The organism is Streptomyces sp. 3211.6 (assembly GCF_003634815.1).
Lineage (GTDB): Bacteria > Actinomycetota > Actinomycetes > Streptomycetales > Streptomycetaceae > Streptomyces > Streptomyces katrae_A.
The window spans coordinates 6,643,328-6,656,764 of record NZ_RBXC01000001.1 but is presented as its reverse complement, the minus strand read 5'-3'; the positions used below and the strand labels follow the sequence as shown (position 1 = coordinate 6,656,764).

19 protein-coding genes are annotated in these 13,437 nt (G+C 74.6%); 8 read left to right on the top strand and 11 right to left on the bottom strand.

Going from position 1 to position 13,437, the window contains the following annotated elements; genetic code table 11:
• Positions 1-113 precede the first annotated feature (113 nt).
• The 4 genes from BX286_RS30620 to BX286_RS30605 all read right to left on the bottom strand — a co-directional run bounded on the left by BX286_RS30620 (position 114) and on the right by BX286_RS30605 (position 3,590).
• Positions 114-1,541: a glycosyltransferase 87 family protein gene (locus tag BX286_RS30620; RefSeq protein ID WP_121016928.1), complete on the bottom strand. Its 1,428-nt coding sequence runs from the start codon at positions 1,539-1,541 to the stop codon at positions 114-116.
• Positions 1,538-2,257: a bifunctional 2-polyprenyl-6-hydroxyphenol methylase/3-demethylubiquinol 3-O-methyltransferase UbiG gene (locus BX286_RS30615; RefSeq protein WP_079430726.1), complete on the bottom strand. Its 720-nt coding sequence runs from the start codon at positions 2,255-2,257 to the stop codon at positions 1,538-1,540. The genes BX286_RS30620 and BX286_RS30615 overlap by 4 nt, the downstream gene beginning before the upstream one ends.
• Positions 2,254-2,673, bottom strand: a complete 420-nt coding sequence (locus BX286_RS30610) for a DUF2064 domain-containing protein (protein ID WP_398898907.1) — start codon at positions 2,671-2,673, stop codon at positions 2,254-2,256. Before BX286_RS30610 ends, BX286_RS30615 begins: the two co-directional genes overlap by 4 nt.
• A gap of 206 nt (positions 2,674-2,879) precedes the next feature.
• Positions 2,880-3,590 carry a glycosyltransferase family 2 protein gene (locus BX286_RS30605; RefSeq protein WP_398898837.1) on the bottom strand — a complete coding sequence of 237 codons (711 nt, stop codon included), beginning with the start codon at positions 3,588-3,590 and terminating at the stop codon, positions 2,880-2,882.
• Between the two features lie 125 nt (positions 3,591-3,715).
• Between BX286_RS30605 and BX286_RS30600 the strand changes: the two genes are divergently transcribed.
• Entirely contained in the window at positions 3,716-4,456 is a 741-nt protein-coding gene (locus BX286_RS30600; RefSeq protein WP_100862399.1) for a response regulator transcription factor, read from the top strand.
• Positions 4,453-5,571 (top strand): sensor histidine kinase KdpD, encoded by a 1,119-nt coding sequence (locus tag BX286_RS30595; protein ID WP_079430722.1) that lies wholly within the window; start codon positions 4,453-4,455, stop codon positions 5,569-5,571. The genes BX286_RS30600 and BX286_RS30595 overlap by 4 nt, the downstream gene beginning before the upstream one ends.
• 124 nt (positions 5,572-5,695) lie before the next feature.
• Here the strand turns inward: BX286_RS30595 and BX286_RS30590 are convergent, their stop codons facing one another.
• Together BX286_RS30590 and BX286_RS30585 are read right to left on the bottom strand one after the other, a co-directional pair.
• Positions 5,696-6,757, bottom strand: a complete 1,062-nt coding sequence (locus BX286_RS30590) for an NAD(P)-dependent oxidoreductase (protein WP_121017775.1) — start codon at positions 6,755-6,757, stop codon at positions 5,696-5,698.
• A gap of 111 nt (positions 6,758-6,868) precedes the next feature.
• Positions 6,869-7,240 carry a MerR family transcriptional regulator gene (locus BX286_RS30585; protein ID WP_261993553.1) on the bottom strand — a complete coding sequence of 124 codons (372 nt, stop codon included), beginning with the start codon at positions 7,238-7,240 and terminating at the stop codon, positions 6,869-6,871.
• A 48-nt stretch (positions 7,241-7,288) separates the two neighbouring features.
• On the opposite strand from BX286_RS30585, the gene BX286_RS30580 reads away from it, so the two are divergent.
• Positions 7,289-8,170, top strand: coding sequence for an SDR family oxidoreductase (locus tag BX286_RS30580; protein ID WP_100862401.1), 882 nt, complete (start codon positions 7,289-7,291; stop codon positions 8,168-8,170).
• Here the strand turns inward: BX286_RS30580 and BX286_RS30575 are convergent.
• The 3 genes from BX286_RS30575 to rpmB form a co-directional block, all read right to left on the bottom strand.
• Complete coding sequence (locus BX286_RS30575) at positions 8,163-8,300, bottom strand: LuxR C-terminal-related transcriptional regulator (protein ID WP_100862402.1); 138 nt, start codon at positions 8,298-8,300, stop codon at positions 8,163-8,165. The genes BX286_RS30580 and BX286_RS30575 overlap by 8 nt on opposite strands.
• Positions 8,301-8,501: 201 nt before the next feature.
• Positions 8,502-8,807, bottom strand: coding sequence for a 30S ribosomal protein S14 (rpsN, locus tag BX286_RS30570; protein ID WP_100862403.1), 306 nt, complete (start codon positions 8,805-8,807; stop codon positions 8,502-8,504).
• Positions 8,807-9,043 (bottom strand): 50S ribosomal protein L28, encoded by a 237-nt coding sequence (gene rpmB / locus BX286_RS30565; RefSeq protein ID WP_079430717.1) that lies wholly within the window; start codon positions 9,041-9,043, stop codon positions 8,807-8,809. The genes rpsN and rpmB overlap by 1 nt, the downstream gene beginning before the upstream one ends.
• 70 nt (positions 9,044-9,113) lie before the next feature.
• On the opposite strand from rpmB, the gene rpmG reads away from it, so the two are divergent.
• From rpmG to rpsR, 4 genes are read left to right on the top strand one after another with little or no spacing between them, the layout of a single operon-like run.
• Complete coding sequence (gene rpmG / locus BX286_RS30560) at positions 9,114-9,278, top strand: 50S ribosomal protein L33 (protein WP_079430716.1); 165 nt, start codon at positions 9,114-9,116, stop codon at positions 9,276-9,278.
• A 31-nt stretch (positions 9,279-9,309) separates the two neighbouring features.
• Positions 9,310-9,558, top strand: a complete 249-nt coding sequence (locus tag BX286_RS30555) for a type B 50S ribosomal protein L31 (protein ID WP_079430715.1) — start codon at positions 9,310-9,312, stop codon at positions 9,556-9,558.
• Positions 9,555-10,697, top strand: a complete 1,143-nt coding sequence (locus BX286_RS30550) for a GTP-binding protein (RefSeq protein WP_079430714.1) — start codon at positions 9,555-9,557, stop codon at positions 10,695-10,697. Before BX286_RS30555 ends, BX286_RS30550 begins: the two co-directional genes overlap by 4 nt.
• 26 nt (positions 10,698-10,723) lie before the next feature.
• Positions 10,724-10,963, top strand: a complete 240-nt coding sequence (rpsR, locus tag BX286_RS30545) for a 30S ribosomal protein S18 (protein ID WP_079430713.1) — start codon at positions 10,724-10,726, stop codon at positions 10,961-10,963.
• Between the two features lie 85 nt (positions 10,964-11,048).
• Here the strand turns inward: rpsR and BX286_RS30540 are convergent, their stop codons facing one another.
• Positions 11,049-11,630, bottom strand: a complete 582-nt coding sequence (locus tag BX286_RS30540; RefSeq protein WP_100862404.1) for an alpha/beta hydrolase — start codon at positions 11,628-11,630, stop codon at positions 11,049-11,051.
• 76 nt (positions 11,631-11,706) lie between these two features.
• Here BX286_RS30540 and BX286_RS30535 point away from each other — a divergent pair, with 76 nt between their 5' ends.
• A complete protein-coding gene (locus tag BX286_RS30535; RefSeq protein ID WP_261993552.1) occupies positions 11,707-12,315 on the top strand; it encodes a TetR/AcrR family transcriptional regulator in 609 nt (202 codons plus the stop codon).
• A gap of 80 nt (positions 12,316-12,395) precedes the next feature.
• On the opposite strand, the gene BX286_RS30530 is transcribed toward BX286_RS30535, so the two are convergent.
• Positions 12,396-13,376: a zinc-binding dehydrogenase gene (locus tag BX286_RS30530; RefSeq protein ID WP_121016924.1), complete on the bottom strand. Its 981-nt coding sequence runs from the start codon at positions 13,374-13,376 to the stop codon at positions 12,396-12,398.
• Between the last annotated feature and the right edge of the window lie 61 nt (positions 13,377-13,437).

Here is a 13,437-nt window from a genome sequence, read left to right as displayed (position 1 = left end):
GCTGCCGTCGCCGGGTTCCGTTCCCGCCCGCGCCGGACCGCCGGGTGCGGCCGGACGGCCTCCGTTCGCGTTCATGGGGTGCCTCCGTGGATGTGGATGCTGCATGCGTGGGTTCACGTGGCCCTCCCCGCCGAGGGGAGCGTGTCCGGTCCGGCCGTACGGTGCGGGGCGGCGCGCCGGCCGCGGGCTCGCCGGCGCGCCGCCCAGCCGCACGCGACGGCCAGCGCGGCGGCGGCGTAGGCGGCCGTGCCGGCGTGCGGGACGACCCGGCCCGTCAGGTAGGCGGCCGCGCCCGCGACCGCGACGCCGAGCCATTCCCAGCGGCCGTCGAGCGCCACCAGGGCGATCAGGAGGAGGGCGTACCAGGAGTAGCCGGGCGTGGTCAGGAGGAACGCGGTCCCGCTGACCAGGAGGGCACCGCTCCACGGGCGCTGCGGGTCGCCCCGCCGGATCACGTACAGGCTGACGGCGAGCATGCCCGCGACGACGGCGGGCACGGCCCAGGAGTCGGGGAGGAGCAGGCGCAGGAGGGCGTAGCGGTCGCCGGCGGAGGCGTCCTGGTAGCCCTCCTCGTCGGCGTACCCGGCGAGGTAGCCGAGGACGGAGGAGTGGGAGAGCAGGACGTACGGCAGGTAGAGGGCGACGAGGACGGCGGCGGCGGGGAGCAGGACGGCGGCGGCGTCACGGGCGCGGCGTACGCCCGACAGGGCGCCGGGGAGCAGGACGGCGGGCAGGAGTTTGGCCGCGGTGGCCAGGCCGAGCAGGGCGCCGCCCCAGGCCCGGTGGCGCACCGTCAGGCCCAGGGCGAGGACGGACAGCAGGACGGCGAGGACGTCCGCGTGGGCGTTGTTGACGGCTTCGACGGCGACGGCGGGGCACCAGGCCCAGTAGGCCGCGGTCCTGGGGTCACCGCGCCGGCGGAGGATGCGCAGCAGCGACAGCGTGGTGGCGAGGGCCAGTACGGCGCCGCCGACCTGGAAGGCCTTGTGGCGGACTCCGTCGGGCGAGAGGGCGTGGACGAGGAGGAAGTACAGCTCGCCGGCCGGAGGGTAGATGGTGTGGACGCGGGGGCGGTTGATGCGCGTGCAGACGCCCTCGGACACGGCGGCCAGGTCCGGCCTGCCACACGCCTCCCCCGTCGGGAAGAGCCATCCGTCGCGGTACGGCAGGAGGGCGGGGTCGGCCGGGGCGTGGTCGTAGGGGGAGATGCCCGCCGCCTGCACGCGGCCGTCCCAGGCGTACCGGTACGAGTCGGTGCTGGTGCGGGGTGGGGCGGCCAGTCCCGTCAGGGCGACGGCGACACCGCCGGCGAGGACGAGGGCTGCGGCGTGCCGGGCGGGTACCCGGCGCAGGGACCACACCGCCGCCGCGAACAGGGCCCAGCAGGCGGCGTACAGCCAGGACAGGCCGGCCGGGTCGGCGAAGTAGCCGTCCTTGCGCACGGTGAGGACGAGCACGGCGACCAGGGCGGTGACGAGGACGGCGGTGGCGGCGGTCGCGGTCGCGGCGGCCCGTACGGGACCGGCGGCGGGCCGGGTCACGGCGCGGCCCGCAGGGCGGTGCCGGCCTCGGGGCCGCGCGGTGTCCCGGGGACGAGTTCGGCGAAGTGCCGGCCGGCCACCGTCCAGCTGCCGGCAGTGCGCCAGCCGGTGGCCTCGGCGTGGCTCAGCAGGGCCCGGCGGCCGACCCGGGCCCACGGGAAGGGGGCGCCGAGCGTGCCGCGGCCGTCGTCGAGGCGCACCTCGCACCGCTCGTCGACGTCGACGGGCGCGGCCTCGGCGACCAGGCGGCCACCGGGGCCGATCAGGCCGGCGGTGCGCCGCAGGAGGGCGGCGGGATCTCCGCCGATGCCGATGTTGCCGTCGATCAGCAGGGCGGTGTCCCAGCGGCGTTCGCCGGGCAGGGGCTCGAAGACGGAGCGGCACAGGGCCGTTCCGCCGCGGCCCACGGTCCGGGTCACGGCGGCCGGGGTCACGTCGATGCCGAGGGCGCGGCGGCCCCGTTCGGCCAGCGCCACGACGAGCCGGCCGGGGCCGCAGCCGATGTCGAGGACGCTTCCGCGGCAGCGGGCCAGCACGCTCTCGTCGGCGGCGTCGGCCCCGGCGCACCAGCGTTCGACGTCCAGGGGCAGCAGCCAGCCGTCCGTCCGCCGCAGGAAGAGGGGGCCCTGCCCGGTGCGCAGGGCCAGGCTGTAGGGGTCGGCCCGCCATTGCCGGCCCGGTGTGGCGGGCGGCCGGGAGGTGGTGGGGGCGGTCATCGCGCCACCGCCGTCCGGGCGCTGAGCCGCCGGTGGAGCGCGGCGAACCGGCCGGCCGGTGCCAGGGCGGCGACCTCGGCGGCGTCGGCGGCGGTGTCCACGTCCCGCAGCCGCGGCAGCAGCCCGGTGCGCAGGCCGGCCGCACGCAGCCGCTGGTACTGCACCGCCCCGGTCTCGGGCACGGACATGGGGACGCCGAGCAGCAGGGCCGGGTCCGGCGCCGCCAGGCCCAGGGCCCAGAACCCGCCGTCGGCGGCCGGGCCGAACCAGGCGTCGTACGCGTCGAAGGCCAGCGCGGGCGCCAGGAGTTCCGGGGTGACCTGCGGGGTGTCCATGCCGATCAGCAGGGCCGGCCCGGCGCAGCCGGCGAACGCGGCCGCGAGCCGTTCGTCGAGGCCCCCGCCGCCCTGTGGCACGACCTCGAAGCCGGGCGGCAGCCAGGGCCCCGGGGCGCCGTCCAGGACCAGGACGTGCCGGCCGGCCGGGGTGGCCGCCGCGGCCGCCAGGGTGTCGGCGAGCGCGGCCTCGGCCAGGTCCGCCGCCTGCCGGGGGGTGAACGGCGGGGTGAGCCGGGTCTTGACCCGGCCGGGCACGGGCGCTTTGGCGATCACGAGCAGGCTGGTCACCGCGCACCGCCGGCCCGCTCGGAGCGGCCGGCGGCAGGGACGTACGGGGGCTCGGCGAGGACCGCACGCATGTCGCGGACCGCGTTCCAGGTGCCCCGCCAGGTGCCAGTGACCTTGGACTTGCCGCTGCGCGGCAGGTACGGCACGTCCTCCTCACGCACCCGCCAGCCCGCGTCGGCCGCCCGGACGACCATCTGCAGCGGGTATCCGGAGCGCCGGTCGGTCAGCTCCAGGCCCACCAGGTCCTCCCGGCGCATCGCCCGGAGCGGGCCGAGGTCGTGCAGCCGCAGGCCGGTGCGGCGGCGCAGCATCCGGGCGAGCACGAGGTTCCCCGCCCGGGCGTGCGCGGGCCACGTGCCCCGGCCCCGGGGGCGGCGGCGGCCGAGGACCAGGTCCGCCTCGCCCGCGGCCACCGCCCGGACGAATCCGCCCAGCAGACCGGGGTCGAGGGAGGCGTCGCAGTCACAGAAGCAGACGTACTCGGCCTCGGCGGCCATGAGTCCGGCATGGCAGGCGGCGCCGAAGCCGCGCCGCGGCTCCGCGACGACGGTGGCGCCCAGGGAGCGGGCGAGTTCGGCGGATCCGTCGGTGGACCCGTTGTCCACGACCAGGGCCCGCCAGCCGGCGGGGATGCGGGCGAGCACCCAGGGCAGGGCCTCGGCCTCGTTGAGACAGGGCAGGACGACGTCCACGGAGATTTCGGTCACGACTGCCACCGTAGGATTTCCCCGGGGACATACCGGACATCGACTCCTTACGAAACACGGACGTCGGCCCTCCGGGGCCACTCCCCCGCAGACGGCAGCGGCCCGCCGGTGGGAGGCTTGCCGTCATGAGCACGGCCACCAGCACGCCCCCGCCCGCCCCGCCCGCCCGGGTCCTCGTCGTCGACGACGACCCCACGGTCGCGGAGGTCGTCACCGGCTACCTCCGCCGGGCCGGCCACCACGTCCACCACGCCGCCGACGGCGCCGCCGCCCTGGACTCCGCCGCCCGGCACGAACCGGACCTGGTCGTCCTCGACCTCATGCTGCCCGGCATCGACGGGCTGGAGGTGTGCCGGCGGCTGCGCGCCGAGCGTCCCGTCCCAGTGATCATGCTGACGGCCCGCGGCGACGAGGACGACCGGATCGCCGGCCTGGAGCTCGGCGCGGACGACTACGTCACCAAGCCCTTCAGCCCGCGCGAGCTGGTCCTGCGCGTCGAGTCCGTCCTGCGCCGCAGCCGGGCCGCGGCGCCGCCGGCCCCCGGAACGGGGCTGCTGACCGGCGCGGGCATCCGGCTCGACCCGCAGCGGCGCCGGGCCTCCAGGAACGGACGGGAGCTCACGCTCACCCTGCGGGAGTTCGACCTCCTCGCGCACCTGCTCAGCCATCCCGGCCGGGTCCACGGCCGGGAGGAGCTGATGCGGGAGGTGTGGGGCTGGGACTTCGGCGACCTGTCCACCGTCACCGTCCACGTACGCCGCCTGCGCGCCAAGATCGAGGACGACCCCGCCGCCCCCCGGCTCATCCAGACCGTCTGGGGCGTGGGGTACCGGTTCGAGGCGGACGCGGAGGAGGGCACCCGGTGAAGGACGTCCTGCTGATCGCGGCGTTCGCGTTCGGGGGCGCGGCCTGCGCCGGGCTGCTCGGCGCCGTCGCGCTGCGCCTGCTGCGGCACCGGTCCGTCGCCGTGTCCCTGATCGTCGTCGCGGCGGTCGCCGTCACCGCCATGCTCGCCGGGACCCTCGCGGTCGCGCGGGCCATGTTCCTCTCCCCGCACGACCTGAGCGTGGTCACCCTGGTGGTCGCCATGGCCGCCGTCGTCTCCCTGGCCACCGCGCTGCTGCTCGGACGCTGGGTCGTCGCCCGCGGCCGCGACCTCGCCCGCGCGGCCCGCGACTTCGGCGAGGGCGGCAGCTTCGCCGCGCCCCCGGCCCGGGCCACCGCGGAACTGGCCGCCGTCACCCGTGAACTGGCCGCCACCAGTGCCCGGCTCACGGCCTCACGCGAGCGCGAGCGCGCCCTGGAGGCCTCGCGCCGGGAGCTCGTCGCCTGGATCTCCCACGACCTGCGCACCCCGCTCGCCGGGCTGCGGGCCATGGCCGAGGCCCTGGAGGACGGGGTGGCCGCCGAACCCGCCCGCTACCACCGGCAGATCCGCACCGAGGTCGAACGCCTCGACACCATGGTCGGCGACCTCTTCGAGCTCTCCCGCATCCACGCCGGGGCCCTGGAGCTGGCCCCGAGCCGCGTCTCCCTCCGGGACCTGGCGGCCGACGCGCTCCTGGGCGCCGACCCGCTCGCGCGCGAGCGCGGGGTGCGGCTGTGCGGCGAGGACATCGCCCACGTCCCGGTCGAGGTGGACGGCAAGGAGATGACCCGGGTCCTGGCCAACCTCCTCGTCAACGCCATCCGGCACACCCCCGCCGACGGCACCGTGGCCGTACGGGTCGACCGGTACGAGGACACCGCCGTCCTGTCCGTCACCGACGGCTGCGGCGGCATCCCGGAGGAGGACCTGCCGAAGGTCTTCGACACGGGCTGGCGCGGCAACCCGGCCCGCACGCCCCCCGCCGGCGCCGGACTGGGGCTCGCGATCGTACGGGGCATCGTGGAGGCCCACGCCGGCCGGGCACGGGTCCGCAACGTGCGCGGCGGCTGCCGCTTCGAGGTCACCCTGCCCCTCGCCGCCGCCGACGCCTGACCCACACCCCGGGGCCACCCGCACCGGGCACGGGCCACCCGCGCGGGGCACCGACCCCGAAGCCGACACCGGCACCCGCCCCGGGGCACCGACGCCCGCACCCGCACCCGCACCCGCACCCGGCCTACCCGACGCGGACCGAGCCCCGCTGCCCCGCCCGGGCGAACTCGGCCATGCCCGCGGCGAACCCCACCTCGGGACGCCAGCCCAGCTCCCGCCGCAGCCGCGACGAGTCCGCCGTGATGTGGCGCACGTCGCCCAGCCGGAACTCCCCCGTCACCACGGGAGCCGGGCCGCCGTGCTCCGCCGCCAGCGCGGCGGCCATCTCCCCCACGGTGTGCGGATCGCCGCTGCCCACGTTGTACGCCGTGTGGCCGCCCTCCGGCAGGCCCTCGAGACCCGCCAGGGCGGCCGCGTTCGCCCGGGCCACGTCCCGTACGTGCACGAAGTCCCGCCGCTGCGCACCGTCTTCGAACACCCGCGGCGCCTCGCCCCGGGCCAGCGCGGACCGGAAGAAGGACGCGACACCCGCGTACGGGGTGTCCCGCGGCATGCCCGGCCCGTACACGTTGTGGTACCGCAGCGACACGGCCGTACCACCGGTCGACCGTGCCCAGGCGGCTGCCAGGTGCTCCTGTGCGAGCTTCGTCGTCGCGTACACGTTCCGCGGATCCACCGGCGCGTCCTCGCCCACCAGCCCGGGGACGAGCTCGGCCCCGCAGCCCGGGCAGCGGGGCTCGAACCGGCCCGCCTCCAGATCCGCGACCGCCCGCGGCCCCGGCCGCACCACTCCGTGCTCGGCGCACTCGTACCGCCCCTCCCCGTAGACCACCATGGACCCGGCCTGCACGAACCGCCGCACCCCGGCCTCGGCCATCCCGGCCAGCAGCACCGCCGTCCCCAAGTCGTTGCAGGCGACGTACTCCGGCGCGTCCGCGAAGTCCTTCCCCAGGCCCACCATCGCGGCCTGGTGGCACACGGCGTCCACGCCGCGCAGCACGCGCGCGACCGTCCGGGCGTCCCGGACGTCGCCCCGCACGAATTCGGCGTCCGCCACCTCTGGGGCGTGCGGATGGGCCTTCGGCAACAACGCGTCCAGAACCACGGGCGTGTGTCCCTCGGCTGCCAGGACGGCAACCACGTGTGAGCCGATGAACCCGGCTCCTCCTGTGACGAGTACTCGCATGCCCGGCAGGCTACGGAACCCCACCCGCCGAAGCGCCCTCCCGCACCGCACCGTAAGACTTCCGTCACCCCCCGGCGGCCGGTGGGTCAGCACACCCGACAGGTGGTCAACTCAGGCTTCCCGAACGAACGCCGCACAATCCGAACATTCGTCGAGGTACCGGTGCCGGCACTCGGCGGTGTGCTGCAGGAAGGCGATCGCCTGCTGCCTCCGCTCCACTTCGGCTTCGAGTTCAGCGATCTTCGCCCTCACGACCGCCTGCGCCTGCGACTTCTTCGGCGCCATGGCGGCGGTGACCTCGGGCAGCGAGAGGCCGACGCGCCGCAGCTTCAGGACCGTGCGCGCCTGTTCCACCGCCTTGTCGTCGTACATGCGGTAGCCCTTGCCGTCGCGCGGCACGGCGAGTGCCCCGACGTCTTCCCAGTGCCGCAGCACATGGGCTTCGACTCCCAGTTCCGCGGCCGCTTCTCCGATCGTCTTCACCACTCGCGCCTTGCCTTCATGTCGGCCTGAACCCCTAGCGTCCCGATCATGCCTGATACCCCTCGCCCCACGGGCGCTCCTTTCCGTCCGTCGATCCTGGTCACCGGCGCGGCCGGCAACCTCGGCCGTGAGGTCGTCGACCGCCTCCGCGCACACGGCGCGCCCGTACGAGGCCTCGTGCGCGATCAGACCGGTCCGCACCCCGGAGCCGGGCAGGCGACCGGCGATCTCACGGACGCCGCCGCCGTGCGCGCAGCGCTCGTGGGCATCGACACCGTCTTCCTGATCTGGCCCCTGCTCGATTCGGCACCCGCCCACGACCTGGTCGCGGAACTCGTCGCGGCGGCCCCCCGTGTCGTCTACCTGTCCTCGACGGCCGTGGACGACGAAGCCGCGCGCCAGAGCGACCCCGTCGTTCAGGTGCACGCCGACATGGAAGCGCTGCTCCGCGATGCCGGTCTGCGCCCCCTGGTGCTGCGCAGCGACACACTGGCGTCCAACGCGCGGGGCTGGGCGCAGCAGCTACGGGCGGGCGACGTGGTGTCGGGCCCCGACATGGCTCCCACGGCCGTCGTCGACGAGCGCGACGTCGCCGACGCGGCCGTAGCCGTGCTGCTCGAGCAGCACGGCCAACCGGACGACGGGCCCTACCTGTTGACCGGTCCGGAGGTGCTGAGCCGCACCGACCAGGTCGCCCTCCTGGGTGCCGCGCTCCGGCGCCGTCTGCGCTTCCGGGCGGTCACCACCGACCTCGCACGGTCACGGATGCTCGCAGACGGGCGCCCCGAGCGGCTGGTGGAAGCGCTGATCTCGGCCTCGGTGCACCGGCCGGCGTCACACCGCACCACCAACCACATCGAGCGCCTCACCGGCCGTCCGGCCCGCACCTTCGCGCGGTGGGCCGTCGACCGTGCGGCCGAATTCAGCTGACCGGAGGACCCACGCCGTTTCGCCGGGCGTACCGAGCGGCTTCCGACCGGTACGCCACGCCGAGTTTGCGCAGCACGGCGGCGACGTGGTGCTCTACGGTGCGCCGCGACAGGAACAGCTCGTCGGCGATCTCGGCATTGCAGCCTCGTCCCGGGCCCCGAGGCTGCGGGGACGGCGTCCGGCCGCCCCCGCCATCGGTCCGGGACCCTGACGGGGCCGGGCGGCGGCCGCAGCCACGGCACCGCCCGGCCCGGTACCGGTCCCACCGCGCCCGCCCGCCCGGCTTCGCGCTCGGGTGGGCCCGCGCCGCGCCCTTACCCGACTCGCCGGGCTACCAGGAGGACTTGGTGACCCCGGGGAGGAACCCGGCGTGTGCCTGTTCACGCATCCGGACGCGGGAGAGCCCGAACTTGCGGAGGTGGCCCCGGGGGCGGCCGTCGACGGCGTCGCGGTTGCGGACCCGGGTCGCGCTGGCGTCGCGGGGCTGCTTGCGCAGCTCCGCCAGGGCCGCGCGGCGCTCGCCATCCGTCGAGGACGGCCGCCGCAGGACCTCCTTCAACTCGGCGCGCCGGGCCGCGTACCGCTCGACGACCGCCCTGCGCTTCTCGTTCTGCGCGATCTTGCTCTTCTTCGCCATCAGACCCTCCCCCCTCGGGCGCGGATCCGCGCCACGGCAGCCTCGACGCCGATCACGTCGACGGTCTTGATCGCCTTCGCGCTCAGGGTCAGGCGGACGTAGCGGCCCTCTCCGGGCAGCCAGTAGCGCTTGCGCTGGATGTTGGGGTCGAAGCGGCGGGAGGTGCGCCGGTGAGAGTGGGAGATGTTGTTGCCGAATCCCGGCTGGGCGCCTGTCAGTTGGCAGTGGGCGGACATGGCGTGTGGCCTGCCTCTCTCCGAAGGGGAAGGTTATTGGAAACGATTTCCATTCCCGTATAGTAGCGGCATGGCACGCAACGAAGTACGCCCGGTCATCAAGCTCCGCTCCACCGCGGGGACCGGCTTCACCTACGTCACCCGCAAGAACCGCCGCAACGACCCGGACCGCATGGTGCTGCGCAAGTTCGACCCGGTGGTCCGCCGGCACGTCGACTTCCGCGAAGAGCGCTGACCAGGACCCCACAACCGAGAGGCCGCATCCCATGAAGCCTGGAATCCACCCCGCCTACGGCCCCGTCGTCTTCCGCGACAAGGCCGCCGGCTTCGCCTTCCTCACCCGCTCCACGGCGACCAGCGACAAGACCGTCGAGTGGGAGGACGGCACCACCTACCCCGTCATCGACGTCGAGATCTCCTCGCAGAGCCACCCCTTCTACACCGGCACCGCCCGCGTCCTGGACACGGCCGGCCGCGTCGAGCGCTTCGAGCGCCGCTACGGGAGCAAGGCGTGACCCTGCCCGTCGTGATCGTCGGCGGGCTGCACTCCGACGCCCGCAAGGAGGTCGTGGACCGGCTGCTGCACGCCGTGCCGGGCAGCGTCGCCCTCCACCACGACCTGGCCACCGCGCCGACGGGCACGGTGCGGCGCCTGGTACGCGACGCCTCCGGCGAGCTGTCCCGCGGCGAGGCACCCCTGGCCAACGACTGCGCCTGCTGCGCGCTGCGCGAGGACCTGGTCCCCGAGCTGGAACGGCTGGCCGGCAACGGCACGACCCGGCTGGCCGTCGTCGAACTCTGGGATTCCGTCGAACCCAAGGCGATGGCAGAGGTCGTCGTCGCGCACGGCGCCGGGGTACTCGACCTCACGGGCGTGATCACCGCGGTCGACCCCGCACTCGTACTGCCCTACCTCGCCAACGGAGACGACCTGGCAGAGGCGGGCCTCGCCGCGGCCGCCTCCGACCAGCGGACGGTCGCGGACACCTGGGCGCGGCAGCTCGAATACGCCCCCGTACTCGCCCTCGTCGACAGCGAAGAGGCCGATGACGAGGACCGCGCCCTCCTCGCCCAGCTCCACCCGACCGCCCGTCAGGTGCCGGCCGGATCCGGCGAACTCGCCGCGCTGGCCTTCGCCGGCTTCGACCCGGAAACGGCGGCCGCCGCCCAGCACCCGGCCTGCGCCCTGCTGCCGCAGGAGGCCGACGAGGCGGGAGTCACCACCCTCGTCTGGCACCGCCGGCGCCCCTTCCACCCCGAACGGCTCTTCGAGGCCCTGGAAGAGCTGTGCTGCGCCGCCGCCCGCAGTCGCGGCCGCTTCTGGCTCGCCGACCGCCCCGACACGCTGCTGGCCTGGGACGCCGCGGGCGGGGCGCTGTGCGTGGAGAACGCCGGCCCGTGGCTGGCGTCCCTGCCGGACGCCGCCTGGGAGCTGGTGCCGCCGATGCGCCGGGCGGCCGCATCGCTCGACTGGCATCCCGAGCACGGCGACTGCTGCCAGCACCTCGTCTTCACCTCACCCGGCCTCGACCGGCACGGGCTCGAACGACTCCTCGAGTCCTGCCTGCTCACCGACGCCGAATACGAGGCGGGCCGGGAGGCATGGAAGAGCCTCCCGGCCGCCTTCGACTCCCTCCTCGACCCCGTCTCCTGACCGTCCGACCACCCCTAGGAGCCCTCATGGCCCGCCGTCAGGCCCCCCACAAGCCGCTGAAGTCCCGCCCCAACCCGCTGGACGCCGCGAAGATCACCTACATCGACTACAAGGACACCGACCTGCTGCGGAAGTTCATCTCCGACCGCGGCAAGATCCGCAGCCGCCGCGTCACCCGCGTCACGGCACAGCAGCAGCGCCGCCTCGCCCAGGCGATCAAGAACGCCCGCGAGATGGCCTTGCTGCCGTACAGCAGCACCCGGTAGTCCCCCGACCCGTTCCGCGCAGAAGCCGGCAGGGGCGGCGTGCGATGCCGCACGCCGCCCCTGCCTGGTCCCCGCCCCGGGCCGGTCAGCCCGCCAGCAGCTCGGTGACCAGCCGGACCGCCTCCGGTACCTCGACGTGGTCGTCCGGGGTGGCACCGAAGTGCGCTCCGGTGGGCGTCACCACCGCGGTCGCGCCGAGGCCGTCGACCAGCAGCCTGACGTGCTCGGTCGGGTCCGGCTGATTGACCGGGTCGTCCATGGCCTGGAGCACCCGGAACTGCAGCGCCGAGCGGCGGATCCGCTCCCAGTCGAACCCTCCTTCGAAGAACTCGGCGAGCTCGTCGTACCCGACCTCGTGCGCGGAGGTCGCCACCAGCAGCACGCCCGCGAACACCCCCTGGGTCTCGGGATCGTGCTGCTCCAGGAAACGCAGCACGTTCACGCCGCCGATGCTGTGCCCGACCAGCACCGTCGACCCGGCCGGGCCGGCGGCCAGGGCGGCCTCGCCGTACGCCTTGCGCCAGGGCTCCAGCCGCGGAGCGGTGGTTTCCGGCAGCCGGGGCACGGTGACCCGGTGTCCGCCGGCCGCAAGCCGTTCGGCCAGGTACGGGAACCAGACACTGTCGTCGCTCGCGCCGTAGCCGTGCGACACCACGATCTCACCCATGCTCGTTCCACTCCCCCATCAATCAAAACGCTCCGTAGCGTTTTGATTGAGAGTAGCACGCTGCTAACGTGACGGGGTGTCCTCCCCAGAAACCCACAGCCGCCGGACCGGCGGCCGGATCCGCAGCCAGGAGGCCCACGACGCCGTCCTGGCCGCCGCGGTCGAGCTCGTCGAGGAACTCGGCTACCAGGCCGTCACCATCGAACGGATCGCCGCTCGCGCCGACGTCGCCAAGAGCACCGTCTACCGCTGGTGGAAATCGAAGGCCCTCCTCGTCATGGACGCGTACCGGACGGCGGTCGAGCAGCGCATGCCCGAACCCGACACCGGCTCGCTGACCGACGACCTGACCGCGTTCACCACCGCCCTGTACGGCGTCTGCGCGCACCCGCTGCGGGTCCGGACACTGCGCGGCCTGATGGCGGAGGCACAGCTCGACCCGGCCTTCGCCGAGCCGTTCCGGGAATGGGTGGAGAGCCGCCGCGCCGTCGTGCTGACCCTCCTCGCCAGGGGCGTGCAGCGCGGCGAACTCCCGTCCACCGCAGACGTGGAGGCCGCCACCGACCGGCTCTTCGGCCTGTTCTGGTACCGCCTGCTGGTAGGCCACCAACCACTCGAACCCGCCCAGGCCGCAGGCCATGTCGACCAACTGCTGCACGGACTCCGTACGCGCGGGGCGGAGTAGGACCAAGTGCCACCCGCGCTGTCGTGTCCGCGCCGGCCGGAGCAGGCGCCCCTCGGCGGGCTGACGGAGGGTCCGGGGATTCAGCCGACGGTGACGACCATCTTCCCGAGGGCTTCTCCGGCCTCCATGGCCCGATGGGCTTCCACGATCTCCTCGAACCGGAAGACCCGCGAGGGACGGGCCCGCAGGACACCGGCCTGGACCTTGGCGTAGATCTCGTCCAGCGGCACGTCGGCGAGCGGGTACGCCGGGGTGCCCAGCACGAAGGCGCTGCCGAAGAAGCTGAGCCGGACCCCGCTGGGGAGGTCGGCGATCGGGTCGAAGTCGTGTACGGGATCGAAGCCGCCCAGGAAGCCGAGCTGGCAGACCCGGCCGCGCGGCCGGACCAGGGCGAGCGAGTCACGCAGGACGCTGTTGCCGACGACGTCGAACACCGCGTCGACGCCGGCCCCGCGCTCCGCGACCTGGGCGGCGAGCGCTCCGTCGTCGACGAGTACGCCGGCGGCCCCGAGCTCCTTCAGCAGGGGCGCCCGCAGCGGGTCCCGGGTCGTGGCGAGAACGGTCGCGCCGTGGTCGACCGCCAGGTTGACCGCGGCCTGGCCCAGCGAGGAGGTCGCTCCCCTCACCAGGACGGTCTCGCCCGGCCGCAGGTCGAGGTTGCCGAACAGGCCGCTCCACGCCGTCGCGTACACCTCGGGAACGGCCGCGAGACCGGCCCAGTCCAGCGTCGAGCGGACGGCCACCACGTTGGTCGCCGGCACGGTCACCAGCTCCGCGTAGCTCCCGTTGCGGGTCCTGCCCATGCCGCCGAGGATCGCCACGACCCGGGTACCGGCGGCGAGTTCACCTGACGGGTCGGCCTCCACCACCCCGGCGCACTCGATCCCGGGGACGGCCGCGACCTTCCCCCAGGCACCGCTGCGCATGTACGCCTCGGCGTGGTTGAGGCCGAACGCCTTGACCCGGATCAGCACTTCGCCGTCGGCGGGCACGGGGTCGGGCAGTTCGGTGAGGGTGAGGACCTCGGGGCCGCCGTGGGCGGAGATGACTATGGCCTTCATGTCCCGGCTCCATTCTTGAGCACCTATTCAACTATTGATGCGAGGAAAAGGGCCACCGCGA